Raw genomic sequence first — 12,754 nt, 5'->3', positions numbered from 1 at the left:
CAAAGTATTGTGCTACTATTGCTTTACTTCAATAATTAAAATTGATAAATTATCAGTTGACATGTTTTCTTTGGCATCTTCCACAATGATTTTACATTTTTCTTTTAAAGTAGTATTTTGGTTAGTTAAAGTGGCTGCTGTAATGTCATTGTCAATGTAATCATGAACTCCATCTGTGGTTAAAATGTAAGTTCCATAAGGTTTATCAATGTAATATGTGTCAATTTTTAAAGTTTTTTTTGGTCCTAATGCACTAGTTAAAACTTTTCAAAAAGTGACATCATTGGCACGTTCTCCATAAACTCCTGATGCTTGAATATCTTGACGTTCTGCTTCAGGGGTTGAATTTCACAAGTTTTGGTCAGTTGTTACTTGAAAAAGTTTACTATTAACCAATTTATAGGTTCTTGAATCACCAATATTAATTACAAATGCTTCATTGTTTACTAGTAAAATTGCAGTTAAAGTGGTACCCATATCTAAGGTTTTAGTGTAACTATTGGCATATTCTTTCATAAAGTTGTGAATTTTTTTTGCACTTGCTCTTAATCACTTGTTAACTTCTCTTTGACTTAGGCCTGTAAAATCTTGTTTTTTAAATAACTCAATAAATTTTGTAACAGCAATTTTACTTGCAACTTCACCATGGGCATGTCCTCCCATTCCATCACAAACTATTCCAAAAGCATCACCTTGTTTATTTAGACAAAAGTCTAAATAATCTTGATTTGATTTTCGGTAATTACCTGTATCTGTGTGGATTGCATGTTTAAATTTCATTTTTAATTGCACCTTCTCTTTTAGCTCTTAACTGGCCACAAGCAGCATCAATGTCTGCTCCAAATTCTTTACGAACAATAGCATTTATGCCAGCTCTTTTTAAAATATTAAAGAATTTGTCTATTTTGGTTGATTTTTTAAAAGGGTTTTCTTCAACTTCATTATAAGGAATTAAGTTAACATAACCATTAATTCCCCGAATTAATTTTGCTAATTGTTCTGCATGTTCAGGAAGATCATTGATATCTTCAATTAAAATATACTCAAAAGTAATCCGACGATTGGTAGTACCAATGTAATAACGGACTGCATCCATTAATTTTTTAATGTTAAAGGCTTTGTTAATTGGCATTAACAAGTTTCGCACCTCATCATTGGGTGCATGCAAAGAAATTGCTAAATTGATTTGGTTTTTTAAGTCTGCAAATTGGATTATTCTTGGCACTACTCCACAAGTTGAAACTGTGATATGACGAGCACCAATCCCAAAACCTTTATTATCATTAACAATGTTAATAAACTTCATCACATTATCAAAGTTATCCATAGGTTCACCAATACCCATTACCACAATATGACTAACTCTGGCTTGTGGACTATCTGGGTTATCTTGAAATTTCTTTTTTAACAAAACATTCATAGTGAAGATTTGACGAACTATTTCATCTGTTTCTAAGTTACGTTCAGTTTTGATTAGACCTGAGGCACAGAATTTACATGCCATTTTACAACCAACTTGTGTTGTTACACAAACTGATTGACCATATTTTTGAGGCATCAAGACTGTTTCAATGGTTCTTTTGTCATCTAACATAAAAAGAATTTTGATGGTACCATCTTTCGACTCTTCTACTAGTAAATCTTTTAGAGGTGCTGCAGTATAGTTTTCATCTAAAAATTCTCTTAGTTCTTTGCTTAAGTTAGTCATATTTTTAAAATCTGCTTCTAACTTAACATAGATTCAATCAAAAATTTGCTGTGCTGCAAATTTTTTAAAGCCATTTTCTACTAAAATATTTTGTAAATCTTCAATTGTATATTTAAAAATGCTTGTTTTGTCCATATAATTTTACTCCAATCTCTATTATATCATATTTTACCCACCCAACTTTGGTTAATTGAGACAATAAATGTAGCAACAATTATTGTCAAAACAAATAAATTTTTAGTTTATAAAGATTACACCAGGACAAAAACTAAGGAAATTTGTAAATCGTACCCTTGAAGACATTCAAAAAATTAATACAAACTTGGTTTAATTTTTATTCAAGATCTATTTATTTTCAAGTTACTTTTAATGATTAAACCAGTTTTAAGTTACAAAAAAACATTAAATTTTTTCTAAAAAAAGTAAATTTTCTAATTTTATCAATAAAATTGGGTCATTAACTCTCTTAAAGTTAAGCAATAGACTTAAAAGTTTGTTATTTCAATTAATCATTTTTGATTTTATGCAACCTATCTTGAAAATAAATTTAGGAATTTTAAAATACCTATTTATTTTTCGAAAAAATACCGTAAAATAGTAGTGAGGATCATCGTTCTGTTAAAGATTTCTTTAAATATTAATAATAAAACTTAAAAAAAATCAATATAGATGGTTACTCACAACTTTGTAGTCTATTGCCTAATAAATCTACAAAAGCACCTTTAAAGAGATTGGTTCCACACTATTTATTGACATAGTAATTACATAAATTATTTTAATTAATAATTGAACTAGTCTCTCCTATCAATTCATACCAGGAAATAGCAAGAAGATATGATGAAAGGGAGAAATAATGATGTTTCTCTAAAGGAAAATGAGTATGAAAAAATTAATAATTTTGTTGTCATCGGTTTTACTTTCTGTACCACCGATTATCACAACAACCTCATTAACTCGAAATAATCTTAGAAGCACAAAAAGTGTTTTTAAAGAATATGAGGTTGATTCAAAACACTATGATGATATTTTAAAAAGTACCATCATCAATGTTGAGAACTATGATTTTGAAAGTTTACATGAAATTTTAAGCAATGGTATTGAACCAATGTTTGGATTTTACTCAGAACTTTCATATAACAACTATATGAACACATTTTATCAACTTATGAATAATTTAAATAAATTAATCACAAGTGAAACCCAGGTTTCTGAGTTCAATGAATTAAACTTTAACTTAGGACAAGCAAATCAAATGATTCAAACAAAATTAGACCAAGAAGATTATATAAATGAAATTAAATCAAGAAATAGTGAGGTTTCTGAATATGCTAATTTAAATTATTATGCCTTTAATATTTTATACTCAGAACTTATTTCTGAGGATATTGAAAAATATAAAGACTCAAAAACAGAATTAGCTGGTTTAAAAGCTGAGGTTTCAGTTTATGAAGCTAGTGTTGATGACTTAAAAGCTGGATTGTCAAATCTAGATATTGGAATTCAAGCAGGTAAAAATGTTGAAAAAATATTTGATAATATTCTAGCAATGATTCATGAAAGAATTGACTATATTAAGGGATTTTTTGCTGGAAATTCAGAAATCTGAATTGAAATACTTCATGATGGAATGTGAAGTGCATTAGATCAACTAGTAAGATATGCAGTTAATCAAATTCCAGGATTAGATTATGATGAAGTTCTAGCCAATGTTAAAGAACAGTTCTTAAATGCTGATGTCGAATTTGAAGATTTTAAAGATATCTATGAGGCATTTACAAGTGCTATAAATGGTGATGAAGAAATCATAGTTCCAGATGCCACCAATAATATTGCAACATTTTTGGATAATATGACAAAAGATGTGGTTAAGGATCTTTTTAGTGACAAAATTGGTGAATACATTTCTGAACAACTTCCCATCATAAAGGTTATTGAAAACATTGTTGATATTGGACTAGCCATTCTAGCTGTGGAAATGGATATGTTTACAAATTTACATAACCATTCAAATTTTCTTGATAGTTTCATAATGAATGATTTGCCAAATATGTTTTCTATTATTGAAGATGAATTTAAAAATGATGATTCAATTGAGGCTCAAATGATTTTGAGAAAAATTACAGCCTTCACTGCAGACATTAGAAATGTAATTTCAAGTTTTAGATTTCAGTTTATAGATCTTAAAAAAATTGACTTAGTAAAGAAAGCCTTTGATTTAGTAACTGGAATCAAAGAAGAAACAAAAAAATGATTTAAAGATGTAGCAGTTGCTGCAGGAATGCTAGACAAACCAATTGCCCTACTTTATGAAATGAAAGAAAATACTGTCAAAAAAATAGCTCAACTTGAAAATGATAAATCAAACTTATTAAATGATGCTGATGATTTCATTAAAAAAATAGCTGAAAGTCTTGAAAAAATTGATGATTTAGAAGCATATGTTAAAAATAGTCAATTGGATAATCTAGTTGCAGATTCTGAAGAATTCAATAATTGATTAAAAGACTACTCTGATATTATTGACTTTGATGAGTTCTCTAGCAGAGCAATGCAATTTGAACCCCTTAAAAATTTAAAATATAAGTACGAAAACTACCGAATTGAAGAACTCTTTAGAAAACAACTCACTGGTAAATACTTATATTCATATGGTCAAGATAATGCCTCAGATCATCAGATTGAGTATAAACAAAACCGTTACATTGAGTTATATGAGTTTATCACAAATAAATATGAGGGGGTAATGAAAAATGCATAAATTAATTTTAAGTTTAATGTCTCTAACACTGATTTCTTCACCAGTGGGAGCTGTTATTGAAACTTCAAAAAAAGTACAAATCAATAGTCTTTTGGATGGTCCAGATGTAACATCTGTAATGGATAAAACTATCTTAAAAATTGAAAGAGCATTAAGTTACAATCCAACAGATACTAAGAAATTGCCAGATAATGAATTAGTGGATTTACTAACAACATCAATGGCAATCTTAAATGACCTAGTGTTAGAAGACAATTTCTATAAGTATCAAGATAAATTTATTAACTATATTCACTATTACAAAGTTCGTCTTGAAAAACTATCAATACTTGATGGACAAAATCTATATGATTATTCAATGAGTTGATACAATGATCAAATGGTGCGATTTAACAATCAAGTCCAAGAGGGATTGCAAAATGATTTTTTAGAATTTAATATTGCTAAAAACAAAGAGCTTTTCTATTTAAGAAATTTTGTTGAAAGTAAATTTAACAAAATTGTTGCAGATATTTCAATTAACAATAAAACCATTGCAGAAATTGAAGCTGAGAATGCTGTTTTAATTGCTGAGAATGCTGCAAACAATGAGAGAATTAAAATTTTAAAAACAATTCTAGAAGTAAATTCAAGAGCAAGAGCTATGTTTATGGAATACTACAACATGTTTTTTGACCTATATAACTATATGGAAAATGGTTATAGTTCAGCTGAATGACATTCTGAAAATTATGAAATGGCTTGAATTCCAATCTATGGCATCTTCTATGTTAAAAACTTTAGAAATGCAATGGATGTAGTTATGAAAGGAATTGCAGGCTTTGTAAACATTTTAGACGTTAATAGTGATGGGCTTAATGAAGTGTTTAAATCATATGATAACAAACTAACTTCATATGTTGAAGATATTGTTGCTGATTCAGGTGAATCTAGCTTAGTTGATGATATGTTTGAATATTTTGAAATTAAAGATAAAGTCAATAATCAATTTAAGGGAGCAGAAAAGCTACAAAAAGTTGTAGTTAAAGGCTTAGATTATTCAGTTCTTGGAGGAATATTAAGTTTTCTACAAGATTTATTTGCCCCAGCTTTTGCAGCAAAAAAACTGCATGATGCATTCAATGGTTTAATTGCTGATAGTAGAAGCACATTAAAAAGTAATATTGAACCAAATTTAGACAAGCTAAGCACAAACAAGGAGGCATTTGAAGATTTAGAGAAAAAAGATCTTGCACTTATTTCAGAACTATCTGTGGGAATAAATGGAAACTGAAAAAAAATTAAGGAAAACTATAAGAAAATCAATGAATTAAATAAAGAAAATGAGACTCTAATTAATTCTAAACGAAAATTAATTATTCTTATGCATAAAATCTTTGGTGAACTATCACCTGTAAGTCATATTATTAATGATGAATTCACATCAATTTATAATTATGAACTTTTCTATCAAAATAGGTCTATTCCAAATAATTTAGAACAGCTAATTAAAGTTAGAAAAGAAAAAGCAGGTAAATTACTTACATCAATTCAAAGTCAAAATGTAGTGAATGATATGAATTATGTCATTAACACCATTGATGAAGTTGAAAATAAATATCTAAATGAATTAGGAGAAATATAAAAATAAAAAAGTTATTAAGCATTATGGCTGCAGAAACACTGATGTCTTCAACTGCAGCCTCAGTAGTTGCTTGTAATGACTCAGATGGAACTAAACCAACAATCAGTGTAGGACTCACAATTGAAAATAAAGATATGTTTGCAACTCCAGAAATGGTTTGAATAGAATCTCCTGGAGACTTTAACCTAGATGAATGAGAATTTGATCTGAGTTCAATAGGTGTAGAAATAACAAAAGAAAATATTAATGCTGAGATAAATAAATTTTTATTAAATTCTTTAAGTCCAGCTCTCAAAGATGCATTAAAAAAAGATGATTTTTTAAATGAAGGATTTTTTGATAAAGGACTATCACTTAAAGAGTGATTTGATAAATATTCAAAGAACCTTTTGCATGAAGGAAAAGTAATTTGATTACTTAATGATGATGCTCAAAATGTAAATGCATCTTTTGACTCAGGATTCTATATTAAAGATTATGATTTAGACAACCAGCTTATATAAACAAAACTAAATATGCCTATTTTTGATTTCATAATTTGAAACAAATAGATTATTAGTTATTTCATTAATATAATTAATGAAATTTAAAAGAAATTAGGAGAAATATAAAAATGAAAAAATTATTAAGTATTATTGCTGCAGGGACACTGATGTCATCAACTGCAGCCTCAGTAGTTGCTTGTGACAAACCAAGTGAAAAAGATGATGCCAAACCAACAAGTGCTGAAAAAATTGCGATTGAAAATAAAGATATGTTTGCAACTCCAGAAATGGTTTGAATAGAATCTCCTGGAGGCTTTAACCTAGATGAATGAGAATTTGATCTGAGTTCACTAGGTGTAGAAATAACAAAAGAGAATATTAATGAAGAGATTGGTAAGTATCTATTAAATTCTTTAAACCCCATTTTAAAAAATGGAATGGAGAAATCTGACTTTTTAAACCAATCAAAGGAAAATAAAGGGATTTCACTAAAAGATTGGATTGAAAAAGAAGCAAAAACACTTTTAACTAAAAGTGCAATTAATACCTTACTTGAAAATCCAGGTACTAATATGGACCGTGGTTTCGACTCAAAATTCTACATTAAAGAATATAATTTGGATAACCAACTTATAAAGGTTAATTTGAATGATCCTGTATTTCACTTCATAATTTGGAATAGATAGTGTTGTTTGGATTATTAAGAATTCCAACAATAATTATCAAGCTAAGTTATTTCATTAATATAATTAATGATATTTAAACTAAATTAGGAGAAATATAAAAATGAAAAAATTATTAAGTATTATTGGTGCAGGGACACTGATGTCATCAACTGCAGCCTCAGTGGTTGCTTGTGACAAACCAAGTGAAAAAGATGATGCTAAACCAACAAGTGCTGAAAAGATTGTGATTGAAAGTAAAGACATGTTTGCAGTTCCAGAAATGGTTTGAATAGAATCTACAGGTGGTACTGACTCAGCAGAATGAGAATTTGATCTGAGCTCACTAAATGTAGAAATAACAAAAGAAAATATTAATGTAGAGATTGGTAAGTATTTATTAAATTCCTTAAATCCCCTTTTGAAAAAAGCAATGAATAATGACGACTTTTTAAATCAAATAGGTGGTGATAAAGGAGTTTCACTAAAAGATTGGATTGAAAAATACTCAGCAGTTCTTTTAAATGATTATTCTATCAATGCTTTGCTTGGAGAAAAAGGAAAAAGTTGAAGTTCATACTTTGACTCAGAATTCTATGTTAAGGATTATATTTTAGATAGCCAACATATAAGAGTTGATTTGAATGACCCTTTCTTTCATTTTATAATTTGAAACAGATAGAGTATTTTCAACTATAAGATAAATATTAAACTAAGTTATTTCATTAATATAATCAATGAAATTTAAACCAAATTAGGAGAAATATAAAAATGAAAAAATTATTAAGTATTATTGCTGCAGGAACACTGATGTCTTCGACTGCAGCCTCAGTAGTTGCTTGTGACAAACCAAGTGAAAAAGATGATGCTCAACCAGCAAGTGATGAAAAACCCACAGTTGATAGCACCAATATGTTTGTATCACCAGGGATGGCATGATCTGAAACCCTAGGTGGGTTAATTTCACCAAAATGGGAATTTAATATAAGTTCACTAGGTGTAGAAATAACAAAAGAAAATATTAAATATGAAATAATTAAATATTTTTTAGATTCTTTAAATCCCACTCTACAAGAAGCAATGAAAAATGAGGATTTTTTAAATCAAGAAGATTTTGATAATAAAATGACTCTCAAACAATGAGTTGTAAAGAACACAATAAGTTTTGTGACTAACTACTGAATTGACATTTTTTTTAAAAATCCTGGGGATAGCTCAAAAGTATATTTCATGTCAAAATTCTATGTTAAAGATTATAGTTTAGGTGATCAACTCATAACAGTTCATTTGAACAACCCTATATTTTATTTTGAAATTTGAAATAGATAATATTGTTTTGATTATTAAAAACTCCAACAATAAATATCAAGCTAAATTATTTCATTAATATAATTAATGATATTTAATAGAAATTAGGAGAAATATAAAAATGAAAAAATTATTAAGTATTATTGGCGCAGGGGCACTGATGTCATCAACTGCAGCCTCAGTAGTTGCTTGTGATAAACCAAGTGAAAAAGATGATGCCAAACCAACAAGTGCTGAAAAAATTGTGATTGAAAGTAAAGACATGTTTGCAGCACCAGAAATGGTTTGAATAGAATCTGCTGGTGGTCTTGACTCTGCAGAATGAGAATTTGATCTGAGCTCACTAGGTGTAGAAATAACAAAAGAGAATATTAATGAAGAGATTGGTAAGTATCTATTAAATTCCTTAAATCCCATTTTAAAAAAAGCAATGAAAAATGATGATTTTTTAAATAGATCAAATAGTGACAAAGGGATTTCACTAAAAGATTGGATTGAAAAGTGCTCAGCAGATTTTTTAAATGAATATGCTATTAATGCTTTGCTTGGAGAAAAGGGGAAAAGTTGAGAATCCTACTTTGAATCAAAATTCTATATTGCAGATTATAATTTAGATAACCAACTTATGAAAGTTAATCTGAATGACCCTTTCTTTCATTTTATAATTTGAAACAGATAGAGTATTTTCAACTATAAGATAAATATCAAGCTAAATTATTTCATTAATATAATTAATGATATTTAATAGAAATTAGGAGGAATATAAAAATGAAAAAATTATTAAGTATTATTGCTGCAGGGACACTGATGTCTTCAACAGCAGCCTCAGTAGTTGCTTGTGATAAACCAAGTGAAAAAGATGATGCCAAACCAGCAAGTGCTGGAAAAGCTGTAATTGAAAATAAAGATATGTTTATTGCTCCAGAAATGGTTTGAAGTGAAACTAACTCTAGTCAAACATGATTAATTAACTTAGCTACACTAAACATAACTTTTACCAGAGAAAACATACATGAAGAAATAGTTAAATTTATATCAAATTCTTTAAGTCCAATTCTTAAAGAAGCATTAAAAAATAATGATTCTTTAAATCAAACATCTGCAGATAAGGGTTTAACATTTAAACAATGATTTGATAAAAATATACAAAATATTCCAAACAATAACTCCTTTTCATTGCTAGTAGAGAAAGGTCCACATGAAATAAGGGAAACTTTTGATACTGTTTTTCACAATAAAGAATACAAACTGAACGATAAACTTCTGTATTTTAATCTAAACAACCCAAAGGCTAGTTTTATATTTTCAAATAAATAAGCTAAATTAGCCAATTATTATGAATTTGCTTGGACAAACTTTGTAAATTAATCACTATTATAGAAATTTAAAACAATAAAAATAGTCATATAAAAAATGCTAGTTAAGTTAACTAGCATTTTTATTATCTTGATAACAAAAAATTCTTACAATTTTTTAGAAATTAGAGCCAGATAAAAACCATTGTTATTACTTTCAAATCCAAAATATTGTTCTTCACTAAGTAGGCTTGCTGTTGGTTCTTTTTTAAGAAAACTTGTAATCAAGTTTTGATTTTCAGCTTTATTAATAGTACAAGTTGCATATAATAATTTTCCATTATCATTTAATAAACCAAAAGCATGACTTAAAAGTTCAGCCTGAGTCTGGTACAAACTTTGCATTGCTTCATGTGTAAATTTTTTTAACTTAATTTCTGGTTTTCTCTTAAATACCCCTCACCCTGAGCATGGTGCATCTAACATTATATAGTCAAAATTTCCCTTTACTTGACGTCCATCTAAAAATGAGAGTTTTACATTAGTTATTTGACAAGCATTCAAGTTTTGTTCAATCAAGTTTTGCTTTTTTACATCAATTTCATTCCCTGTAACAATTGTTTTTGGTCCAACCAATTGAGCTAAATAAGATAATTTCCCTCCAGGGGCACAGCATAAATCAAGAACCTTTGTGTTAGGTTGTGGATTTAATAGTTCAACAGCAAGAATACTTGTTTCATCTTGGATGTAAATTAATTTATCCACAAATGCTCTTGATGTAAAAATAGAACTAGCAGCCAAATAAGCATTCTTAGCAATTTTTGAAACTTCAATTTTGTGGGCAACTTGAAACTCTGCTAAGAAATCTTGTTGACTAATCTTGTTTAGATTAAGGCGAAATGAAATTAAGGTTGGTTGGTTTGCACTAAGAACTAATTTTTCAGCAATCTCTTGGCCAAAATCTGCCTTAAAATGTTGGTAGAGTCAAAATGGAAAGCCATTTTCAAGAGCTAAGGTATTTTGTTTGTTTTTAATATTAACTTCTCAAAGTTTTGAATCAGCAAGTGCCTTAATTTTAACATTAACAAAACCAGCAAGTTGCTTATTAATTTTTTTAACAACTTCAACCCCTTCAAAAGTAACTGAATAGATTGGTGTATTTAAAAACTTAATTTGGTATAAACTCATTCACAATAAAATTTGAACCTCTTTATCAGTTTTTTGAGGATCAATAATTTTGTTTACCACATACTCTAAATAAATTTTATACTGAATTGTTCCATAAACTAGTTTAAAAATAAAGGCAATATCAGGGTCTGAAAATTTTTGACTTTGTTTAAGCTGGTTTAATAGTTTGTTGGCAAACTTTTGGTGTAAGAATACCTCACACAAAAGTTTTAGTGCTGTTAACCTTGTTTCCATTAACCAAAATAAATTTCTTCAACATTGAAAAAATCAATATCAAGCATTGCTCTTTCAACTTTATTTTTAACAAACTCAACATCTGCAAATGACATCAACATCCCTCTTGCCAATGTATCTCGATAAATGTTATTTGTCAAAATATCTATTAAGTGTTTTTTAAAGTCAAAGTCAGTGGCTCGATTAATTCCTCCAACTAATTGGGCATTTTCTCTTCAATTTTCAACAAAAAACAAGTAATTTTCTTCAACTTCACTTGCTACATTATCATGCAACTTGTAGTATCAGCTTTGTTCTGGACTAAAATCTTCAATGGCATCTTCTTTGGTTAAGACTTCTTTAACTTTAGCAGTGCAATTTTCAACACTATCTATCTCTATAACATATTGGTATTTGTGTTTTAATGGTATTTCTAATAATGCTTTATCTAATCTTTGTTTAACAATAGCATCAGGTTCAGTGGCTCTACCCCTTAATCTAGATTTTAAAACTTTCAAATTTGGGGGCATTAAAAAAATTGAAACTAGGTTTTCAGCTTTTTCTTTTTTTAAGACTTGAGTTGCCCCAATTACTTCAATTTCTAAAACAACATTTTTACCACTATTTATTTGGTCATAAACTGGTTTTCTTGGTGTTCCATAAAAGTTCCCAATAAATTCGGCATACTCAATTAATTCATCATTTTCAATTGCTTTTAAGAATTTTTCTCGACTCACAAAAAAGTAATTAACTCCATCAACTTCTCCTGGTCTGGGTGCACGAGTTGTCATAGAAATTGATTGGACTAGTTTTAAACTTTTATCCATTGCTAATGCTTTATTAACTGTTCCTTTACCTACTCCTGATGGACCAGAAAGAATAACAATCTTACCTTTTTTCATACTTTTACTCCTTATCTTCTCTTCTAAACAAATATAAATGTTTGGTTTTATATGCTTTATGCTTTAATAACACTAATTCTGAAATCTTTTCAAGTTCTAAAGGTTTTTCAGATTCTGTTATTACTATACCATAATCATTTAAAAGTTTGTTTGTTTGCAAGTAGTTAAAAAAATCATAATAATATTGTAACTGAGCAAATGGTGGATCTAAATAAATTAAATCCACTGTAATATTTTGAACTGTTAAGTACTTTAACAATTGAAAATAATCTCAATTATATATGTGATAAGTACTACTGTCAACATTGTTAAAGTTTTGTTCAATCACTTTAATTGCCAATTTGTGGTGATCATTCACATAAGCTAATTTTATTCCCCTTGATAATCCTTCAAGACTAAGCGCTCCACTACCACCAAATAAGTCTAAACTGATTTTACCTTCATAGAGAAAGTAATTATTTAAAATGTTAAAAATATCTTCTTTTACCCTTTGAGTTGTTGGACGAGTATTGCTACCAACTAAAGCTTGTAGCTTTTTACCTCGATATTTACCACTAATGACTTGCATATTTTTCACCTCTTATACATAATATAACTCAAAATTGCTTAAT

At 28.4% G+C, this 12,754-nt stretch carries 13 protein-coding genes; 8 read left to right on the top strand and 5 right to left on the bottom strand.

Annotation, left to right across the window (positions count from 1 at the left end; translation table 4 throughout):
- Positions 1-15: 15 nt before the first annotated feature.
- Complete coding sequence (locus SCLAR_RS01675) at positions 16-780, bottom strand: PP2C family protein-serine/threonine phosphatase (protein ID WP_100254220.1); 765 nt, start codon at positions 778-780, stop codon at positions 16-18.
- Entirely contained in the window at positions 770-1,843 is a 1,074-nt protein-coding gene (rlmN, locus tag SCLAR_RS01670) for a dual-specificity RNA methyltransferase RlmN (RefSeq protein ID WP_100254219.1), read from the bottom strand. Before rlmN ends, SCLAR_RS01675 begins: the two co-directional genes overlap by 11 nt.
- Before the next feature lie 745 nt (positions 1,844-2,588).
- Between rlmN and SCLAR_RS01665 the strand changes: the two genes are divergently transcribed.
- The 8 genes from SCLAR_RS01665 (at position 2,589) to SCLAR_RS01630 (ending at position 9,862) form a co-directional block, all read left to right on the top strand.
- Positions 2,589-4,466, top strand: a complete 1,878-nt coding sequence (locus tag SCLAR_RS01665; protein ID WP_100254218.1) for a hypothetical protein — start codon at positions 2,589-2,591, stop codon at positions 4,464-4,466.
- Positions 4,459-6,090: a hypothetical protein gene (locus SCLAR_RS01660; protein WP_100254217.1), complete on the top strand. Its 1,632-nt coding sequence runs from the start codon at positions 4,459-4,461 to the stop codon at positions 6,088-6,090. Before SCLAR_RS01665 ends, SCLAR_RS01660 begins: the two co-directional genes overlap by 8 nt.
- Positions 6,063-6,593, top strand: coding sequence for a lipoprotein (locus SCLAR_RS01655; RefSeq protein ID WP_416374968.1), 531 nt, complete (start codon positions 6,063-6,065; stop codon positions 6,591-6,593). The genes SCLAR_RS01660 and SCLAR_RS01655 overlap by 28 nt, the downstream gene beginning before the upstream one ends.
- A 110-nt stretch (positions 6,594-6,703) precedes the next feature.
- Entirely contained in the window at positions 6,704-7,261 is a 558-nt protein-coding gene (locus tag SCLAR_RS01650) for a lipoprotein (protein WP_100254215.1), read from the top strand.
- 100 nt (positions 7,262-7,361) lie between these two features.
- The gene (locus tag SCLAR_RS01645) at positions 7,362-7,919 is read left to right on the top strand and encodes a lipoprotein (protein ID WP_100254214.1); all 558 of its coding nucleotides are present in this window, start codon (positions 7,362-7,364) and stop codon (positions 7,917-7,919) included.
- Between the two features lie 89 nt (positions 7,920-8,008).
- Positions 8,009-8,566 carry a lipoprotein gene (locus tag SCLAR_RS01640; protein ID WP_100254213.1) on the top strand — a complete coding sequence of 186 codons (558 nt, stop codon included), beginning with the start codon at positions 8,009-8,011 and terminating at the stop codon, positions 8,564-8,566.
- A 100-nt stretch (positions 8,567-8,666) separates the two neighbouring features.
- Positions 8,667-9,224, top strand: a complete 558-nt coding sequence (locus SCLAR_RS01635; RefSeq protein WP_100254212.1) for a lipoprotein — start codon at positions 8,667-8,669, stop codon at positions 9,222-9,224.
- A gap of 89 nt (positions 9,225-9,313) precedes the next feature.
- Entirely contained in the window at positions 9,314-9,862 is a 549-nt protein-coding gene (locus tag SCLAR_RS01630; RefSeq protein WP_100254211.1) for a lipoprotein, read from the top strand.
- Positions 9,863-10,008: 146 nt separating this feature from the next.
- On the opposite strand, the gene SCLAR_RS01625 is transcribed toward SCLAR_RS01630, so the two are convergent.
- From SCLAR_RS01625 to rsmD, 3 genes are read right to left on the bottom strand one after another with little or no spacing between them, the layout of a single operon-like run.
- Positions 10,009-11,262: a transcription antitermination factor NusB gene (locus SCLAR_RS01625; protein ID WP_100254210.1), complete on the bottom strand. Its 1,254-nt coding sequence runs from the start codon at positions 11,260-11,262 to the stop codon at positions 10,009-10,011.
- The gene (gmk, locus tag SCLAR_RS01620; protein ID WP_100254209.1) at positions 11,262-12,143 is read right to left on the bottom strand and encodes a guanylate kinase; all 882 of its coding nucleotides are present in this window, start codon (positions 12,141-12,143) and stop codon (positions 11,262-11,264) included. The genes SCLAR_RS01625 and gmk overlap by 1 nt, the downstream gene beginning before the upstream one ends.
- Before the next feature lie 4 nt (positions 12,144-12,147).
- Positions 12,148-12,711: a 16S rRNA (guanine(966)-N(2))-methyltransferase RsmD gene (rsmD, locus tag SCLAR_RS01615; protein ID WP_100254208.1), complete on the bottom strand. Its 564-nt coding sequence runs from the start codon at positions 12,709-12,711 to the stop codon at positions 12,148-12,150.
- Between the last annotated feature and the right edge of the window lie 43 nt (positions 12,712-12,754).

Source organism: Spiroplasma clarkii, from assembly GCF_002795265.1.
GTDB lineage: Bacteria > Bacillota_I > Bacilli_A > Mycoplasmatales > Mycoplasmataceae > Spiroplasma_A > Spiroplasma_A clarkii.
Note: the sequence above shows the minus strand (reverse complement) of the source record. Positions and strands in the feature narration are given on the sequence as shown.